Source organism: uncultured Dokdonia sp., assembly GCF_947492815.1.
Taxonomy (GTDB): domain Bacteria; phylum Bacteroidota; class Bacteroidia; order Flavobacteriales; family Flavobacteriaceae; genus Dokdonia.
In genome coordinates, this window is sequence record NZ_CANLOB010000029.1 from 46,855 (window position 1) to 64,916 (window position 18,062).

At 34.7% G+C, this 18,062-nt stretch carries 18 protein-coding genes; 13 read left to right on the plus strand and 5 right to left on the minus strand.

The window, feature by feature from the left end:
* Nucleotides 1–12: 12 nt before the first annotated feature.
* Nucleotides 13–1,047 (minus strand): quinone-dependent dihydroorotate dehydrogenase, encoded by a 1,035-nt coding sequence (locus Q1A01_RS20090; RefSeq protein WP_299684450.1) that lies wholly within the window; start codon nt 1,045–1,047, stop codon nt 13–15.
* Between the two features lie 86 nt (nt 1,048–1,133).
* Between Q1A01_RS20090 and Q1A01_RS20095 the strand changes: the two genes are divergently transcribed.
* The 3 genes from Q1A01_RS20095 to Q1A01_RS20105 all read left to right on the plus strand — a co-directional run bounded on the left by Q1A01_RS20095 (nt 1,134) and on the right by Q1A01_RS20105 (nt 4,337).
* Nucleotides 1,134–1,976: an alpha/beta hydrolase-fold protein gene (locus Q1A01_RS20095; protein WP_299684452.1), complete on the plus strand. Its 843-nt coding sequence runs from the start codon at nt 1,134–1,136 to the stop codon at nt 1,974–1,976.
* An 84-nt stretch (nt 1,977–2,060) separates the two neighbouring features.
* Nucleotides 2,061–3,305, plus strand: coding sequence for a peptidase T (gene pepT, locus Q1A01_RS20100; RefSeq protein WP_299684454.1), 1,245 nt, complete (start codon nt 2,061–2,063; stop codon nt 3,303–3,305).
* 459 nt (nt 3,306–3,764) lie between these two features.
* Nucleotides 3,765–4,337, plus strand: coding sequence for a hypothetical protein (locus Q1A01_RS20105; protein ID WP_299684456.1), 573 nt, complete (start codon nt 3,765–3,767; stop codon nt 4,335–4,337).
* A gap of 216 nt (nt 4,338–4,553) precedes the next feature.
* Here Q1A01_RS20105 and Q1A01_RS20110 read toward each other — a convergent pair whose 3' ends face one another.
* Nucleotides 4,554–4,955 carry a heme-binding protein gene (locus Q1A01_RS20110; protein WP_299684458.1) on the minus strand — a complete coding sequence of 134 codons (402 nt, stop codon included), beginning with the start codon at nt 4,953–4,955 and terminating at the stop codon, nt 4,554–4,556.
* A gap of 500 nt (nt 4,956–5,455) precedes the next feature.
* Between Q1A01_RS20110 and Q1A01_RS20115 the strand changes: the two genes are divergently transcribed.
* Entirely contained in the window at nt 5,456–6,214 is a 759-nt protein-coding gene (locus Q1A01_RS20115) for a Two component regulator three Y domain protein (protein ID WP_299684460.1), read from the plus strand.
* 113 nt (nt 6,215–6,327) lie between these two features.
* Here Q1A01_RS20115 and Q1A01_RS20120 read toward each other — a convergent pair whose 3' ends face one another.
* Complete coding sequence (locus tag Q1A01_RS20120) at nt 6,328–6,945, minus strand: L-threonylcarbamoyladenylate synthase (RefSeq protein ID WP_299684462.1); 618 nt, start codon at nt 6,943–6,945, stop codon at nt 6,328–6,330.
* A 196-nt stretch (nt 6,946–7,141) separates the two neighbouring features.
* On the opposite strand from Q1A01_RS20120, the gene Q1A01_RS20125 reads away from it, so the two are divergent.
* On the plus strand, nt 7,142–8,047 hold the full coding sequence (locus Q1A01_RS20125; RefSeq protein ID WP_299684464.1) for an alpha/beta hydrolase: 906 nt from the start codon (nt 7,142–7,144) through the stop codon (nt 8,045–8,047).
* On the opposite strand, the gene Q1A01_RS20130 is transcribed toward Q1A01_RS20125, so the two are convergent.
* Nucleotides 8,037–10,376 carry a UvrD-helicase domain-containing protein gene (locus tag Q1A01_RS20130; protein ID WP_299684466.1) on the minus strand — a complete coding sequence of 780 codons (2,340 nt, stop codon included), beginning with the start codon at nt 10,374–10,376 and terminating at the stop codon, nt 8,037–8,039. The genes Q1A01_RS20125 and Q1A01_RS20130 overlap by 11 nt on opposite strands.
* A 68-nt stretch (nt 10,377–10,444) precedes the next feature.
* Nucleotides 10,445–10,657, minus strand: a complete 213-nt coding sequence (locus tag Q1A01_RS20135) for a hypothetical protein (protein ID WP_299684468.1) — start codon at nt 10,655–10,657, stop codon at nt 10,445–10,447.
* 395 nt (nt 10,658–11,052) lie between these two features.
* Here Q1A01_RS20135 and Q1A01_RS20140 point away from each other — a divergent pair, with 395 nt between their 5' ends.
* The 8 genes from Q1A01_RS20140 to Q1A01_RS20175 all read left to right on the plus strand — a co-directional run bounded on the left by Q1A01_RS20140 (nt 11,053) and on the right by Q1A01_RS20175 (nt 17,957).
* Entirely contained in the window at nt 11,053–11,508 is a 456-nt protein-coding gene (locus Q1A01_RS20140; protein ID WP_299684470.1) for a hypothetical protein, read from the plus strand.
* Nucleotides 11,505–12,065: a DsrE family protein gene (locus Q1A01_RS20145; RefSeq protein ID WP_299684472.1), complete on the plus strand. Its 561-nt coding sequence runs from the start codon at nt 11,505–11,507 to the stop codon at nt 12,063–12,065. The genes Q1A01_RS20140 and Q1A01_RS20145 overlap by 4 nt, the downstream gene beginning before the upstream one ends.
* Nucleotides 12,065–12,622: a hypothetical protein gene (locus tag Q1A01_RS20150; protein WP_299684474.1), complete on the plus strand. Its 558-nt coding sequence runs from the start codon at nt 12,065–12,067 to the stop codon at nt 12,620–12,622. Before Q1A01_RS20145 ends, Q1A01_RS20150 begins: the two co-directional genes overlap by 1 nt.
* Nucleotides 12,623–12,679: 57 nt before the next feature.
* Complete coding sequence (locus Q1A01_RS20155; RefSeq protein ID WP_299684476.1) at nt 12,680–13,189, plus strand: hypothetical protein; 510 nt, start codon at nt 12,680–12,682, stop codon at nt 13,187–13,189.
* 49 nt (nt 13,190–13,238) lie between these two features.
* Entirely contained in the window at nt 13,239–14,513 is a 1,275-nt protein-coding gene (locus Q1A01_RS20160) for an amidohydrolase (protein WP_299684478.1), read from the plus strand.
* A gap of 398 nt (nt 14,514–14,911) precedes the next feature.
* Nucleotides 14,912–16,006, plus strand: coding sequence for a hypothetical protein (locus Q1A01_RS20165; protein ID WP_299684480.1), 1,095 nt, complete (start codon nt 14,912–14,914; stop codon nt 16,004–16,006).
* A 52-nt stretch (nt 16,007–16,058) separates the two neighbouring features.
* On the plus strand, nt 16,059–16,601 hold the full coding sequence (locus Q1A01_RS20170; RefSeq protein WP_299684482.1) for a DUF5655 domain-containing protein: 543 nt from the start codon (nt 16,059–16,061) through the stop codon (nt 16,599–16,601).
* Between the two features lie 81 nt (nt 16,602–16,682).
* On the plus strand, nt 16,683–17,957 hold the full coding sequence (locus Q1A01_RS20175; protein ID WP_299684484.1) for an amidohydrolase: 1,275 nt from the start codon (nt 16,683–16,685) through the stop codon (nt 17,955–17,957).
* The last annotated feature ends 105 nt before the right edge of the window (nt 17,958–18,062 follow it).

Genomic DNA, 18,062 nt, shown 5'->3' on the forward strand with positions numbered 1-18,062 from the left:
AAGTTAAAAAATCTACACCAAACCACGTTTTAAAAGTGCCTTATTAATATTCTTAATTAAACTTGGCCCTTCATAAATAAAACCAGTATATAATTGCACAAGACTTGCACCCGCATCTAGTTTATCTAGCGCATCCTGCACCGAATGAATTCCTCCTACGCCTATGATAGGAAATGATTTGTTACTCTTTTCTGAAAGATAGCGTATCACACGTGTCGACTTGTCTGTAATCGGTTTTCCACTGAGGCCTCCGTTTCCAATTTCATCCAGGCGCTCTTTTGTAGCTTTTAATCCTTCTCTAGAGACAGACGTATTACTAGCAATTACCCCATCTAACTTGGTCTCTTGAACAAGTTCTACAATCTCATCAAGTTGATTGTCATTAAGGTCTGGCGCTATTTTTAAAACAATAGGACGTTGTATATCATACTGCTTATTGGCTTCTTGAACCGCTTGTATCAATTCTACCAGATAGTCTTTATCATTGAGCTTTGCATGACTCGATACATTGGGACAACTTACATTTAGTACAAAGTAATCTACATAAGGGTGTAATGCATGAAAACACGTCAAATAATCTGCGGTATAATCTTCAGGTTTAATACCTGTATTCTTTCCTATATTACCGCCTATTAGAACATTTTTATTCTTCTTAAGACGTTCTACTGCTGCAGCTACCCCACCGTTATTAAAGCCCATTCGATTAATAATCGCATGATCACTCTTTAAACGGAATAAACGCTTTTTAGGATTTCCTATCTGCCCTTTTGGAGTTACCGTACCTATTTCTATAAATCCAAACCCTACATTATCCAGTTCTTGAAACAATTTGGCATCTTTATCAAAACCAGCTGCAAGTCCCACAGGGTTTTTAAATTTCAATCCAAATACTTCACGCTCTAGAGCTTGGTCCTTTACTTGCCATAAGCTTCTAAAGAGCCCACCAAAACCTAGTTTGGTCATATTTCTAATAAGAGAGAATGTAAAATAATGGACTTTTTCAGGGTCAAATAAAAAAAGAATAGGTCTGACAAGAAGTTTATACATAATCGTTATAGATCTTGAGTGCAAAAGTAATCGAAAATGGGTAATTTTATGCTTTCGCGAAAGCATAAAAAAAATCAACTGTATTTATGAAGCTACACTACGCTTTTTTACTACTTCTTTCTACACTATCTCTACAGGGTATTGCACAACAAAACAGTGCGCCTAAGACGCTAGAAACAACACCTTTTACTATAGGAGAAACTCGTACGTTTTACTCTGATATACTAAAAGAAAACAGAACGATAAACGTATACCTACCCGCTTCTTATACTGAAAAAAAAGAAGCTACCTATCCCGTCATTTATCTTCTAGACGGTAGTAAGGATGAAGATTTTATTCATATTGCAGGTATTGTACAATTTGGAAATTTTCCGTGGATTAAAATGTTGCCAGAGTCTATTATTATTGGGATTAGTAATGTAGATAGAAAACGAGATTTCACATACCCAACAACCAATAAAAAGGATAAAGAAGACTTTCCAACCACTGGAGGCTCGGAAGCATTTATCTCTTTTTTAGAAAAAGAATTACAGTCATACGTGGCAAATACCTATCGTATTTCGGAAGAACGCACACTTATCGGGCAGTCATTAGGAGGCCTTTTGGCTACCGAAATTCTCTGGAAAAAACCTACATTATTTTCTAAATATATTATTGTAAGTCCAAGTTTATGGTGGGATGACAATTCATTACTTCCCAAAGAAAGAGTCGCTATTACAAACCCTACAAACGTATATGTAGCTGTTGGAAAAGAAGGTCCCTATATGGAGAGCGCTGCTTTTAGTTTGATAGGAACTTTAAAAGAAGATAGAAATATCACCTCAAATTTCACCTATTTTGATGGTCAAGACCATTCAAATATTTTACACAAAGCAGTATATGAAGCTTTTGTACATTTTTACCCAAAAGAAGAAGAGAAAAAAGAATAATTTCGCGTAAGCGTAAAAGAAAAATTAAAAATATAAATCAAGAAGACGGGCTGAGATTCCTGCCTTTTCGGAAATGACATTACTATGATTAACAAACAAGCCTTAATAGACCGTTTTATAAGTTACGTAACGATAGATACAGAAAGTGACCCAAATAGTGATACCACACCTAGTACTGAAAAACAATGGGACTTAGCACGCATTCTCGCAGAGCAATTAGAAGCAATGGGAATGCAAGATGTTTCTATAGATGATAATGCCTATGTCATGGCTACGCTTCCATCTAATGTATCACACGAAGTACCTACTATTGGTTTTGTCTCTCACTTTGATACCACACCAGATTTTACAGGAAAAGATGTGAAGCCACAGATTATAGAAAATTATGATGGGGGTGATATTGTTCTTAATGAAGCTCAGAATATCATTTTATCACCCGATTATTTTGATGACTTAAAGCAATATCAAGGACAAACGATCATTACCACCGATGGAACTACCTTATTAGGAGCCGATGATAAAGCAGGGATTACAGAGATCATGGAAGCTATGAAATACCTACTTGCACATCCAGAAATCAAACATGGTCCTATACGTGTAGGCTTTACTCCAGATGAAGAAATAGGTAGAGGTGCTCATAAATTTGATGTAGAAAAATTTGGAGCAGCATGGGCATATACCATGGATGGTAGTCAGATTGGAGAGTTAGAATATGAAAACTTTAATGCTGCTGGAGCTGTAGTGACTATAGAAGGAAAAATTGTACATCCTGGATATGCTAAAGGAAAAATGGTGAATAGTATGTACATCGCTACAGATTATATCAACTCATTACCAAGACTTGAAACCCCGGAACATACTGAAGACCGAGAAGGGTTCTTTCACCTATATAGTATAGAAGGAAGTGTAGATAGTACACGATTAGAGTACATTATTCGTGATCATGATAAAGGGCATTTTGAAGCCCGTAAAGAGATGATGTCAAAACTTGCCAACGAATTGAATACGCAATTGGGTAAAGATCTTATTTCTGTAGAGATCAAAGATCAATATTACAATATGCGAGAAAAAGTAGAACCTGTAATGCATATTGTGGATATCGCTGAAGAAGCAATGAAAGCATTAGATATTAAACCACTCATTAAACCCATACGAGGTGGAACTGATGGTTCGCAATTATCATTTATGGGATTACCTTGTCCTAATATTTTTGCAGGAGGTCATAATTTTCATGGTCGTTATGAATATGTTCCTGTAGAAAGTATGATGCGCGCGGTAGAAGTCATTGTGAAAATTGCAGAAATTACTGCACAAAAACAACTAGCTTAACATATTAATTTAAAACAATCATAATATACAAGCCACTGTTATTTTGTAACAGTGGCTTTTTTTATGCTTGCAAAAATTGCAATTTTTTTTCAGTTCTTTTAGCAATTTTTGCAATACAATTATAGCACCTATCCATATATATTTGTCTTAATAGATATAAGGAAATTTATTTTTGTTGATGCTCAATCAAAAACACAAAAGTATTAATAAACAGTAATTTACATGTAAACCACTTTAATTATCGTTCATTAGAAAAGAATATTTTTTTGGCATCACTTTTGATTAATGAACACCTATCAAATATCGTTTTAATACTATATCAATGAGTTATTTATTAAAATACAGGTTGTTAATTTTTGGTTAATCATATTTTATTTAAGCAACCATTTTAAACTTTATGAATCTATAGAATTAATAACGAAAACTACAACAACACAATTAATTATAAACATCAATCTTATGAAAAAAGCGATCACATTATTAACACTTATCATTTCAACTTTTGCATTTGCTCAAGAAGACACAGAAGAACAACCCGTAAACCTTAATGAAATCAATAACAAAAAACATGAGTTTCGTATCGATGTTCTAGAAAGTCTTGCGTTACCCGCTATTGATGTTAGCTATGAGTATGTATTAAGTAAATATTCAGGTGTTGGAGCAAGTCTTAATATTAGTTTCCAAGATGATGAAAATGACTTTAGACAAAACTTTGCTTTTACTCCTTATTTTAGACAGTATTTCTTTAATAAAAAAGAGTATGGGGCAAGAGGCTTTTTTGCTGAAGGTTTATTACAATATGCCACTGGAGATAATGAAAGGTTTTTTAATTTTGATGAAAACACTTTGGATGAAAGAGGGACTTGGAACAAATTTGGAGTTGGAGTTGCTATCGGTCAGAAATGGGTAAGTAGAAATGGCTTTGTTATAGAATTATCTCTAGGAGGTGGTCGTTATTTAGGTGACGATGATGATGGTTTATCTCCAGATGGATTCTTTAGAGGAGGTGTTTCTTTTGGATATAGATTCTAGTACATTTCTTCTAGATAAGTATACGAATCGTTTAAAAAAACACGTTTTCAAACTTTAAATATTAACTAGCGAAACAAGCTTTAAGGTATGAAAGCTTCCTAGAACAAAACTAAAAAGAGATTGAAAATTCAATCTCTTTTTTTGGAATTAAAATCTTTTGTCAGCACCCATAAAAAAGGCATTCATTGTGAACGCATTTTTTATGCAGTATGCCATCTAAAGTATACTAAGTGCTCCAGCTTCAGCGACAGTATGGTCGTTTTCTACACTACTACCACTTACTCCTATCGCTCCAATAATAACTCCTGCTGCATCTTTTATAGGTACGCCTCCAGGAAATGTAATAAGACCATTATTAGAATGTTCTATATTATAGAGAGGTTGACCAGGTTGAGACAATTCTCCTATAATACCAGTATTCATATCAAAATAACGTGCTGTCTTTGCTTTCTTAATAGCTATATCTAAAGATCCTAACCATGCATCATCCATACGTGCAAACGCAACTAGGTTTGCCCCAGCATCAACTACTGCTATATTCATTTTGGTATCTATCTTTGTAGATGTAGCTTTCGCTATTGTAATTATATGTTCTGCTTGTTCTAATGTGATATTCATTATATATATGTTTAAAATTTGTCTAAATACAAACTACTAGATGTAGTACGTATGATCCATAAATACTTACTTGGATAAGGATAAATAATTATGTATTTCTAATAGACTCTTTCAATTTTCCTATTTCTTATAAGATACATAGGGGAAATTTTTATTTCATCCTGTAAAATTCTAAGCAAAAAATGGAGATTATAAGCTTGAATAATTGCTTACAATTGATCATTACTACTTTAAAAACATCCATGAAAACGATCCTCTAAACTTTGTTTGATAAAGTTCTATTTTCAATTTGTTGAGAAAGTGTGAAATTTGTGTACTTGGACTACATTTAAATGTATTTTATCGATGAAATACACAGTTTTAGGAATTCCAGAATCGATGAAATACACAAAATTGCCTTTTAAATGTTAAATTTTTGAGTATTTGGTCGAAAAAAGGTGCACTTTCATCTAGTGTTTCGACTATCATAGTATATTAGTGTCACCCAAATCAACAACAATATGAAAATCTTTACTACCCTAGTAATCGCTGTCATGATATCTTTTAGCACAATTGCTCAGATATCTTCTACCGAAAAACAAGCTTTAATAGATCTTTATACACAAACCAATGGAGACACTTGGACAAATTCTTGGGATTTGAAAAAATCTCCAAAAACTTGGAAAGGTGTTATTGTTTTAAATGATAAAGTAATTGCATTATCTCTTGTTGATAATAACTTAACTGGTGCACTTCCTCAAAGTATTGGAGACTTAACAAACTTAAAAGTTTTAAATCTTCATAAAAATAGTATTGAAGGGACTATACCACAATCTATTACTGCTATTAAAGGATTGAAAGTATTAAACATGTCTTTCAATAAATTAGAAGGACAATTACCTTCTTCATTTACAGATTTAGCGAGTCTAGAGTACATTGATTTATTCTTTAATAATTTAACTGGTGAATTACCAGCAGACTTAGGAGCATTAAAAAACCTTAAGAGATTAAGTTTATACAGTAATAACTTTGAAGGTAAACTTCCAACATCTATTGAAAATCTTACAAAATTACGTGAGATTCATATCAGTAGTAATAATTTTGAAGGAGAGTTACCAATCGGAATTGGATATATGAACTCTCTTAAGAGATTAAGCATATTTGACAACAATTTTTCAGGAGACTTTCCAGAAACGATAAACACACTAGATCTTCAAGAGCTAGCTTTTCAAAACAACAAATTCAATACAACAACAGCTATCGCGATAAGTGATAGATAAAATTATTAGTATACTAGTTAATTACAATTAGTATTTACCCCAAATCTTTTTAGATTTAGTTTTAAGAGCCTCCAATGGAGGCTTTTTGCTATCTAATGGTTAGGTTATATGGTTTATATTTCTAAACTCCCCTTCCCTTCTCTGACTAGAATAGGTTCGCCGCTTGTAAGATCAATAACTGTAGAAGGAATATTATCACCATAACCTCCATCTACTACAACATCTACGAGGTGTTCCCATTTTTCAAAGATAAGTTCAGGATCTGTCATATACTCTATGACCTCATCTTCATCATAAATAGATGTAGATACAATGGGGTTTCCTAGCGTATCAATAATAGCATGCGTAATGGAGTTGTCAGGTACACGTATCCCAACTTCTTTTTTCTTTTTAAATACTGTGGGTAGATTATTATTACCTGGTAATATAAATGTATATGGTCCAGGAAGTGCTCTCTTAAGTAATTTAAATGTGGCCGTATCAATTTGCTTTACATAATCTGATAGATTACTCAAATCTTTACATACAAAAGAAAAATTAGCCTTTGCTAGTTTCACGCCTTTTATTTTTGCGACCCGTTCTAATGCTCTATTATTCGTAATATCACAGCCCAAAGCATATACCGTATCACTTGGATAAATGACCAATCCCCCATTCCTTATAATAGACACGATACGCTCTATCTCTTTAGGATTAGGGTTTTCTTCATATATTTTAATAAACTCAGCCATAGGTATCTGTATGAACGTTGTAAAGTTATATAAAAAAATTATACGCTTTCGCGAAAGCGTATAAAACATATTTAACAGTCTTATTGATCATTTTTATATACAATTCTTTGAAAAGGGCATACTAATTGATGCAAAAGAAATCATGTATATACATACGTAATACATACATACAAACGTTATACTAAAAAAACCACCCATGAGATATCTCTATATACTCTTAATTGCTATTGGCTTTTCTATCACATTAGCTAGTTGCTCATCTTCTGATGATGAGATCATCACTGATGATACGACGGCCATTGAACAACCTGCTTTGGAAGCAGTTACTATGACGAATGTTTCCTATGGTGATGACCCACAGCAAGTATATGATTTGTATTTACCAGAAGGAAGAACTGCTACTACCACAAAGGTGATTCTATTGGTACATGGCGGTGGTTGGACTTCTGGAGATAAAAGTGACATGGCAGCATCGGTTGCATTTGTACAAGCGTTTCACCCTGATCATGCTATTATAAACATGAACTATGTATTGGCTAATGTATCTGGTACACCAGCGTTTCCGAATCAATATTTAGATATACAAACGGTTATTAATCAAATCACAACACAAAGTGAAACATTACAAATCTTACCAGAATTTGGAATGATAGGCGCAAGTGCAGGAGCACATCTTGCCATGATGTATGATTATGTATATGATACCAACGATCAAGTAAAATTTGTGATCAATATTGTAGGACCTAGTGATTTTACAGATCCGTTTTATGCCAATGATCCTAATTTTAATATCGCTCTTGCCTTTTTTGTAGATGAATCTCAATTTCCAGAAGGAACAGATTATGCTGTTGCAAATAGTCCTGCTTTACAAGTAACCGCAAGTAGTAGTCCTACCCTACTCTTTTATGGAGATCAGGATCCTTTGGTTCCGCTTTCCAACGGAATGCAATTAGATAGTAACTTGAATACAGCCAATGTACCACATTTATTTACAGTGTATCAAGGTGGCCATGGAAATGATTGGAGTGAAGAAAGCACCTTAGATCTTACGTTAAAATCAAGTGAATATATAGATACGTATTTACCTGTGATTACTCAATAATCTTAAGCTTTGCAAAACGCAACAATAATTTCTTTAAGCCTCCATTTTCAAAATTGATTTCGGCTTTTTGGTCTTGGCCTTTTCCTTCAAGACCTTCTACAATACCACGTCCAAAGCGAATATGCTCTACAATAGTCCCTCGTGTTAAAGCTCCTACAACACTAGAGATTGGAACATCAGATGAGTCTGTAGGTCTTATTTTTCTGAGCTTACGTAATTGATCTCCTGTAGGTGTTCCCACACTTGGTGGCGAACCACTCACGGGTTTCTTTAAACGTAATTTACTTTTATCTACATCTCCAAAAATATCGGTATCCATTAAAGGTTTATAGCGATAGCTTTGCATAGGCGTTTGGTAATCTAGATACTTATCATCTATCTCTTCAATAAAACGGCTAGGTTCTGCATCTACCAGTTTTCCCCAACGATATCGAGATTCTGTATAGGTAAGATATGCTTGCTTTTCAGCACGCGTTAATGCGACATAAAAGAGACGACGTTCTTCTTCCAGTTCGCTACGAGTATTCATACTCATCGCACTTGGAAAAAGGTCTTCCTCCATCCCTACGATATATACAAATGGAAATTCTAAGCCTTTAGCTAAATGAATGGTCATGAGTGCTACACGATCTTCATCTCCTTTATCATTATCCATATCGGTAGCGAGGGCAACATCTTCTAGAAACTCTGCTAAAGAACCTGTAGTATCTGCCAGTTGTTTTTGCTCTTCTACAAAATCACGCATACCATTTAATAACTCTTCAATATTCTCTATACGTGCGATTCCTTCAGGAGTACCATCTTTTTTAAGCTCTTGAACAAGTCCTGTTTTTTTAGTAACCGTTTCTGCTAACTCAAAAGCATCTCCGCTTTCATTCATAATCTGAAAGCTCTTGATCATGGTCACAAAATTAGCGAGTCTAGTTTGTGTCCCTCGATTAATGTTCATAGAAGCCCCTAATTGCTCTATTTTCTCCATTACTTCAAAAATAGAACGTCCATAATGCTTTGCAGCAACGATAAGCTTATCTACTGTTGTCCCTCCAATACCACGCGCAGGATAGTTAATCACACGCTTTAATGCTTCCTCATCTTTAGGATTGATAATCAATCGTAAATAGCCTAATACATCCTTGATCTCTTTACGTTGATAGAAAGAGAGTCCTCCATAAATACGATAAGGTATATCGCGTTTACGTAAAGCATCTTCCATCGCACGAGACTGTGCATTGGTACGATATAAGATGGCAAAATCACCATTCATTAACTGATGGTTCATTCTATTTTCAAAAATACTAGAGGCTACATAACGCCCTTCTTCTCCATCGGTTGGGCTTCTATGTACGATAATCTCTCCTCCATCTTCATTGGCCGTCCAAACCGTTTTATCTAGACGCGTTTTATTCTTTTCAATGACAGAGTTGGCTGCCTCTACAATATTCTTAGAAGAGCGATAATTCTGTTCCAGACGATACATCGCTACATTATCATAATCCTTCTGAAAGTTCAGAATATTATTAATGTTGGCACCTCTAAAGGCATAGATACTCTGAGAGTCATCTCCTACTACACAAATATTCTGAAAACGATCTGAAAGTGCCTTTACAATTAAGTACTGACTATGGTTGGTATCTTGGTACTCATCTACCAATATATATTGGAAACGATTTTGATACTTTGCTAATACTTCTGGAAAACGATTTAAAAGCTCATTGGTACGTAATAGTAGATCATCAAAATCCATCGCACCAGCTTTAAAACAACGATCTACATATTCTTTATAAATCTCTCCCATACGCGGGCGCTTTGCCATCGCATCTGCCTCTACAAGATCAGGATCATTAAAATATGCACGTACGGTAATCAAGCTATTTTTAAAAGACGAAATACGGTTTTGCACCTGTTTGTACTTATAAATATCTTTATCCAGTTGCATCTCTTTGATAATCCCACTGATAAGGCGTTGAGAATCTTGCGTATCGTAAATCGTAAAATTAGAAGGGAAACCAAGTTTATCGGCTTCAAAGCGAAGAATCTTAGCAAATATGGAGTGAAAAGTTCCCATCCATAAGTTCTTGGCTTCGCTATTTCCTACAATACCAGCAATACGTTTTTTCATCTCACGTGCTGCCTTATTCGTAAAGGTAAGTGACAGTATATTAAAGGCATCAATCCCTTGACTCATCAAATATGCAATACGCATCGTAAGTACACGTGTCTTCCCAGACCCCGCTCCCGCAATCACAATTAGCGCTCCGTCTTTGTGTAACGTTGGCGCTCGTTGGGCATCGTTTAAGCCCTCAATATATACTTCTAGTTTAGAATCCATAGCTCCTGCCAAAGTACGATATGAAGCGCTATTTTAAAACCAATCCGTTCCCTTTTTATAGCGTTTTTTCAACAACCTTTTAAAAAAGAATATAGTGCATAGCGTATAGACTGTCTAAAAGGAAAAGAGAGTTTGAAGAATTGTTGGGTGTTGGGTGTTGGGTGTTGGGTGTTGGGTGTTGGGTCTTGGGTGTTGGGTGTTGGGTGTTGGGTCTTGGGTCTTGGGTGTTGGGTGTTGGGTGTTGGGTGTTGGGTGTTGGGTAAATATAAAACAAAGGACATTGAGTGATTTTAATATGTAGCGATAGCGAAATATAAAAATAGTATCGAAATGACCGACTAAAGAAGAATAAAACAGAATTAGAGTAGTACTCTATTGTATAGGCGAGACTTCGATACTATTTCCTTTCTGCCTTTCGGCGAAATCAAATCACTCAGTCGACTCACTTGCTACTTTAAAATCTCAAATTCTAAACGACGAACTATTAACTATTAACTGATAACTGATAACTGATAACTGATAACGAATCAAAAAACAACGTTTAAACATTTAAACCTGAAACTCAAGGCTAAACTCCCACTCTAGAGATACATAGCTATTAACCTTCATCTTCGATTTCGATTTCGATTTCGATTTCGATAAATTATAAAGTATCTTCACACAGAAGAACTATCGTATGAAGAAATTAGCCGTTATTATATGTTTATTCGCTTTCGCGAAAGCGTATACACAACAAATCTATCCTGAGCATTATGAAGGATGTAACACAGAAAGATTTATTCTTGAAAGTAAAGTAGAAAAAGGAAAAATTGATAGTGATGCTGTTGTTACTCTATTGTTAAAAGATCTTAGTGAGAAACAATTAAAAAAATTAAAAGGAACACTCACATTTCAAGTTCTTGCAAATACCGATGCTACTTCATGTTTACTAAGTGCCGAAAATAAAACGAATATAAAAAGTAAAACATTGGGGCTCAAATCAAAAATAGACGCCCTCATTTGGGAAATACCACCTAAAGAAAAGACAGCTTCTATATTTACAATTAAATTTAAAAAAGGAAAATATCGGGTTTCTAGATTGGGAATACATGGGGATTTAGGAATTCATAAATTAAAACCATTTGGATCATGAAAAAACTAATGTATTTGTTTGTTTTATTCGCTTTCGCGAACCTGCCTTGCCGGCAGGCAGGAGCGTACGCACAACAATCCACATCACAATCAGGCAACGTTATCCCAGAATTTGGTAAAACCTATGAAGTACCGAATCCAGACTTTAAAACAGACATTGATTTGGAATTTAAAGCGGTATTTGATGTCTCCAAAGCGCCCGAAGATAAAAGTAAGCGTAATCCGTATATAGAAACTATTGCTCGTTTTCTAAATATGCATGAGAACGCAGGGGTTCCTGTAAAAAACCTTCATGTACGTATGGCCATGCACGGACAAGCCTCTTATGGATTATTGACCAATGAAGCGTATAAGGAGAAATTTGGTGTAGATAATCCAAATATCGAATTACTCGAGGCGATCGATAAAGCAGGTGTTGACATTATTTTATGCGGACAAACTGCTGGTGCTCGAAATATTACCAAAGATCGTAGATTACCCCTCACACAAACGGCACTATCTGCCATGACTATTTTGATACAGTCACAAGGAGAAGGCTATCGATTGATTGCTTTTTAATGGTAAAACAACTCACTTATATTCTCTTAGTCATTTTGCTCTTAGGTTGTGCAAAGCGAAGTTATATAGATGACAAATTTTTTATTAATAAAAGTAGCACTACTACAAATGAAAAAACAGAAAAGTATCAAATAATATCTGCCGTATTAAAAGATATTTTAATTGAAAATTACGATAATATTATTTTTAACAATTTAGAGAATAAAGGAAAAATATACATTGCTTACAGTAAATATCAAAAAGAAGAAATTATAGGTAAAAACAAATTCTATAGTTTAAATTTGGAAAAAGACTATCCTCAAGAAATTGAAGGAATTCAATTTTCAGTAAAAACTATCGACGAATTAAAAAAGATTGCTAAAAAAACAAATACATTTAAGGCAATTGAACCGAGACGACTTGCTATAATGGATGAGAAATATGCAGAAATTATAATTCTTTTATATCAATTCCCTAATATCACTGAAGGTGATTTAAAATATATGAAATTAGCATTAAAAAAAGTCGATACTATTTGGATAGTGCATAAAAGAAAAATTCAAAAATCATTATATTAATAAGGTAATTGTTAAAAAAGGCATCAAAAATAGCTGCTTTGAAAAAACACAACAATTATGAAAAATTTATGTTTAGTATTAATATTGATTTTTTATGCAAAAAACTTAAATGCACAATTAGAGGAAAAATATTTAAATTCTATTTGGTCTATATCTCATAAGTTAAAATTGATAGAAGAAAAGAAAGAGTATAAAAGTATAATAATACAATTAGACACTTCTGTTTCTAGTATTAAATACTATGATAAACTTATTACTGTTCATACAAACTTTAATAGTGGAAGAAGAATCCACACCAACTATACTTTATTAAAAGATATAGTAAAAATATCTGTAACAGATTCTTGTGACTATGATCAAATGGGGTTTTATGATTACTTGATTCAGGATGGACATGCGGTATATGGAGGAGTAACTCATTCTGCTTCTTGTTTAACTATTAGTAAATATGCTCTAGGTGAAGAATGGAGTGAGAAATACCATTACAAATCAGAAGACATTCAGAAATTCTGCTTAGATTTATTCGATCGCATACAAGTTGTCAAAAAAACCATATTTTTAGATTAAATAAACACTCAATAAGATTCCCGCCTTCGCGGGAATTAAATACATTACTATGAAGAAACACATACTACCCTTACTCCTACTCTTTGTAGGAACTACAATCGCACAAACGAGCTTTGATAAAGACATCGATGCCGTAAAAGATAAAGTCATTGAATGGCGTCGTGATTTTCATGAGAATCCAGAGCTTGGAAATCGGGAATTCAAAACTGCCGAGAAAATTGCAAAGCATTTAGAGTCTCTTGGTATTGAGGTACAAACAGGTGTTGCCAAAACGGGTGTTGTAGGTGTTCTCAAAGGAAACAAGCCTGGAAAGGTCATTGCACTACGCGCAGATATTGATGCACTTCCTGTAACAGAACGTAATGATTTGGCGTTTAAATCGGACGTAAAAACAACCTTTCTCGGCGCAGAAACAGGTGTGATGCATGCCTGTGGTCATGATACACATACCGCTATTCTTATGGGAGTTGCTGAAGTATTAGCCAAGAATAAAGATAAAATCAACGGGACAGTAAAATTCATTTTCCAACCGTCTGAAGAAGGACCACCACCAGGAGAAGAAGGTGGTGCCAAATTGATGGTAAAAGAAGGCGTTCTTGAAAACCCAAAAGTGGATGCCATTTTCGGATTACACATCAATAGTGGCACGCCAGTAAACACCATTCGTTACAAGCCAGGTGGAACCATGGCAGCAACAGAACGTTTTGTCGTAAACGTAAAAGGAAAACAGACACATGGGAGTCAGCCATGGTCTGGTGTGGATCCGATTTATATTTCGGCAAAAATTATTGATGGTTTCCAGAGTATCATTTCGCGAGAAAGCCGATTAACGGATGAAGCGGCAGTGATTACGATTGGAAAAATCACATCTGGATTACGTTTTAATATCATTCCAGAAAGTGCAGAGATGATTGGTACGGTACGTACATTGGATCCAGATATGCGCACAAAAATTATCAAACGTATGGACGAAATGGCGCGTGATATTGCTAAAGCCTATGGTGGAGAAGCAACCATTGATTGGCAAAATATGACGGTTGTTACGTATAATGATCTTGCCCTAACAGATCAAATGCTTCCTACACTTCGTAAAGTAGGTGGAGCAGAAAATATTAAGTTAACTAAAGCAACAACGGGAGGAGAAGATTTCTCTTTCTTTCAAGAAAAAGTGCCAGGATTCTATTTCTTTTTAGGAGGTATGACGCCAGGAAACACAGAAGCTTTTCCACATCATACACCAGATTTCTTTATCGATGAATCTGGCTTCCAATTAGGTGTTAAAGCACTTAGTCAAATGTCAATAGATTATTTGAATGGGAAGTAAATAACTACTTAATGGAGCGGGTGGTTGTTTTATAAATTGCGTAACTTTTTCTTTTACGTAATTTATAAAACTTTCCGTGCCACTCTTATCATCAAATGTCAATAGATTATTTGAATGGAAAGTGATACTTGTAAAATCTAATTTTGGTACGGGTGGTTGTTTTCTGTTTTTTATAAGTTGTGAAGCATAAAAAACAGAAAACTTTCCGTGCTACTACTATAGCCAAATGTCAATAGATTATTTGAATGGGAAGTAAATAACTACTTAATGGAGCGGGTGGTTTTAAAAAGGGATTGTATTAAAAATAGTACAATCCCTTTTTAAATTTCCATATCGTATATTACTTAGAGTAATGAGTGAGATTATTGTACCTTACTATATATTATAAATAATTATCTATGAACAAAGTTTTTATAATCGTACTTATAAGTGCATTTCTAACTTTAGTAAATTTCCATACGTTAAAAGCACAAAACATAGATCATTATGCTAAAAATATAAATGCAGCTATAAAATTATATTCAGAAAAAAAGAATATTCCTAAACCAATACTCTTAAAATTAGTTCCTAAAAACTATACTGAATTTGGTGTCTATTATGGGACTACTTATCCTGATCAAGGAGTATCAGAAATCTCTTTTTTTTACGATACTTCTAAATTAATTTTTAGAAGCGCATTTGATGATGAAGATTTCTATTTACCTAGCTTACAACTTATAAGTTTTGCCGATGGAGAGTTTGCCGAAGAGTTTACTAAATACCTTGAACTTATTATAGAAAATGACAAAGATAAATTCTGTAACACAATACAAGGAAAAAAATACGTAAACCATAACCCCATTAAATATTATTCAGAACTCTATGGATGTACATTTGATCAAAACATCAGAGCTATAAAAGCTACACAAGAAAAAGACGTTGATTTTTTTGACTATGAAGATTATGAACAAGATCATAACGGTATTCTTAAACCTGTTGGTGATTTGGTTTTTTTAAAAGGATGTAATTGGTATTGTGGTGGTACCGTAAGTACTATAACAGCAACTTCAGAACTAGCTACACAAAGTGATAATACCTACACCGCAGAAAACACACATGATTTTGATCACAACACTGCCTGGATTGAAGGAAAAGAGGATTACGGTATAGGAGAATCTATAACGTATACTATTGACTTCAGAAAAGATGCGTTTTACGAAGGACACCTAGGAATTAATGAGTTGATTATTGCCAATGGGTATAAGAAAAGTAAGAAAGCTTGGCAGGCTAATTCTCGAATTAAAAAGCTCCGTATGTATATCAATAACATACCTTCTTATGATATCCTTTTAAAGGATAGTTTTGAGATACAAACCGTCGCTATAGATACGATCATGTTTCCTAAGAACCACATAACAGAAATCACTTTTGAAATTAGAGAAGTGTATGAAGGTACTATCTACAAAGACACGGCATTAAGTCTCTTGATGTTTGATGGTGTTGGTGTGCATTAAATCATTTCCTTGATTTTTAATACATTTATATGGGATTTTAAAACTTACTACCATGGACAAAGCATTACAAACCATGATCAATAATATGCCTGAAAAGACAGGCAAATCATTAGAACAATGGAAAACACTCCTCATAACAAAATCCTTTAGTAAACATTCTGAGGCTGTTAATTTTTTAAAGAAAGAGCATCAAGTAACACATGGTTTTGCAAATACGATTGTTTCTTTATCGAAAGAAGAAACTCATGCTCCTACAGACCTCGTAACTGCACAATACAAAGGGAAGGAAAACCTGTTTCCTATTTACGAACAATTGCTTACAGTAGTAAAAAAGTTTGGAGATGATGTGGTGATCACCCCTAAAAAGACAACCGTAAGCATCATTCGAAAAAAGCAATTTGCACTGATCAAACCTGCTACAAAAACACGTATAGATCTTGGATTAAAACTAAAGGATGTTCCTACTACAGAGCGCTTAGAAAATTCTGGTCCCTTTGGAGCGATGTGTACGCATAGGGTACGTATTTCAACTAGTGACGGAATAGATGACCAACTTATTGCTTGGTTGCAACAAGCCTATCTAAAAGCTGATTAATTAAAAAATATCTTATCAATTCCTCTAATTAATTCGTATTTTTCAGACAAATCAAATTGTCATACAATTCAAATCGTATCTATGAACTATACAAAAGCACTCCTATTCAGTGGGATTATTTTGGTGTCCGCTTTCGCGAAAGCGCAATCACTAGAAAAAGAAATTAATGCTGTAGAATCTAAAGTCATTGAGTGGCGTCGAGATTTTCACCAAAATCCAGAATTAGGAAATAGAGAATTCCGTACCGCCGAAAAAATTGCCGCACATTTAAAATCATTAGGTATCGAAGTGCAAACGGGAGTTGCTAAAACTGGTGTAGTAGGCATATTAAACGGAAAACGCAAAGGAAAAGTAGTAGCGTTACGTGCTGATATTGATGCTTTACCTGTAGAGGAGCGTGTAGACCTCCCATTTAAATCAACTGCAAAAGGAACGTATCGTGGTAATGAAGTGCCTGTAATGCATGCTTGTGGACATGATACACATATTGCCATTTTAATGGGTGTTGCCGAAGTATTAGCTAAAAACAATGATTTTGCAGGAACAGTGAAGTTTATCTTCCAACCTGCAGAAGAAGGAGCACCTCCGGGTGAAGAGGGTGGCGCAGAACTCATGGTGAAGGAAGGGGTTCTGAAAAATCCAGATGTAGATGCCGTTTTTGGATTGCATATCGGAGCAGGTCAAGATGTTGGTACCATAGCTTATAAACCAGGCGGGATTATGGCTGCTTCTCAAAGTTTTGAGATTAATGTAAAAGGAAAACAAAGTCACGGTTCTACTCCATGGACGAGTATCGATCCTATCATGGCATCGGTAAAAATTATAGATGGATTACAAACGATTATCTCGCGTGAGTCGCCTCTTACACAAGAAGCTGCCGTACTTTCTATAGGAAAAATCAACTCTGGGGTGCGTAGTAATATCATTCCTGAAAGTGCACAAATTATTGGGACACTTCGTACACTAGATTATAATATGCAAGCAATGATCAATAAGCGTATGCAAGAAATGGTTCCTGCTATTGCTGCTGCCTATCGTGCTGAAGCGACTATTGATATTGCTAAAGGGTATCCTATTACGTATAACCACGTAGATCTTACCGCACAAATGCTTCCTTCTATGGAAAAAGCAGCAGGAAAAGAAAATGTAAAACTGATCAAGGCCATTACAGGTGCCGAGGATTTCTCATTCTTTCAAAAAGAAGTACCAGGCGTATATTTCTTCTTAGGTGGAAAAACACCTGGAGATACAACAGCTGCACCTCATCATACGCCTGATTTCCACATTGACGAAAGTGGTTTATTATTAGGTGTTAAAACGTTTGTACAAATGACTACTGATTATCTTGGTAGTTAACATGTGGTGAAAGGGTGGTTGTTATTGATTTTTTGTAAAATGCGAAGCACAAAAAAGAAATAACTTTCCGTGTCACTATTATCATCAGATGACTACTGATTATCT

Coding starts and splice junctions, on each gene's coding strand:
- Q1A01_RS20095 (WP_299684452.1), top strand. CDS start 1,134: ATGAAGCTACACTACGCTTTTTTACTACTTCTTTCTACACTATCTCTA.
- pepT (WP_299684454.1), top strand. CDS start 2,061: ATGATTAACAAACAAGCCTTAATAGACCGTTTTATAAGTTACGTAACG.
- Q1A01_RS20125 (WP_299684464.1), top strand. CDS start 7,142: ATGAGATATCTCTATATACTCTTAATTGCTATTGGCTTTTCTATCACA.
- Q1A01_RS20155 (WP_299684476.1), top strand. CDS start 12,680: ATGAAAAATTTATGTTTAGTATTAATATTGATTTTTTATGCAAAAAAC.
- Q1A01_RS20090 (WP_299684450.1), bottom strand. CDS start 1,047: ATGTATAAACTTCTTGTCAGACCTATTCTTTTTTTATTTGACCCTGAA.
- Q1A01_RS20110 (WP_299684458.1), bottom strand. CDS start 4,955: ATGAATATCACATTAGAACAAGCAGAACATATAATTACAATAGCGAAA.
- Q1A01_RS20105 (WP_299684456.1), top strand. CDS start 3,765: ATGAAAAAAGCGATCACATTATTAACACTTATCATTTCAACTTTTGCA.
- Q1A01_RS20165 (WP_299684480.1), top strand. CDS start 14,912: ATGAACAAAGTTTTTATAATCGTACTTATAAGTGCATTTCTAACTTTA.
- Q1A01_RS20175 (WP_299684484.1), top strand. CDS start 16,683: ATGAACTATACAAAAGCACTCCTATTCAGTGGGATTATTTTGGTGTCC.
- Q1A01_RS20170 (WP_299684482.1), top strand. CDS start 16,059: ATGGACAAAGCATTACAAACCATGATCAATAATATGCCTGAAAAGACA.
- Q1A01_RS20160 (WP_299684478.1), top strand. CDS start 13,239: ATGAAGAAACACATACTACCCTTACTCCTACTCTTTGTAGGAACTACA.
- Q1A01_RS20130 (WP_299684466.1), bottom strand. CDS start 10,376: ATGGATTCTAAACTAGAAGTATATATTGAGGGCTTAAACGATGCCCAA.
- Q1A01_RS20135 (WP_299684468.1), bottom strand. CDS start 10,657: ATGTCCTTTGTTTTATATTTACCCAACACCCAACACCCAACACCCAAC.
- Q1A01_RS20115 (WP_299684460.1), top strand. CDS start 5,456: ATGAAAATCTTTACTACCCTAGTAATCGCTGTCATGATATCTTTTAGC.
- Q1A01_RS20120 (WP_299684462.1), bottom strand. CDS start 6,945: ATGGCTGAGTTTATTAAAATATATGAAGAAAACCCTAATCCTAAAGAG.
- Q1A01_RS20145 (WP_299684472.1), top strand. CDS start 11,505: ATGAAAAAACTAATGTATTTGTTTGTTTTATTCGCTTTCGCGAACCTG.
- Q1A01_RS20150 (WP_299684474.1), top strand. CDS start 12,065: ATGGTAAAACAACTCACTTATATTCTCTTAGTCATTTTGCTCTTAGGT.
- Q1A01_RS20140 (WP_299684470.1), top strand. CDS start 11,053: ATGAAGAAATTAGCCGTTATTATATGTTTATTCGCTTTCGCGAAAGCG.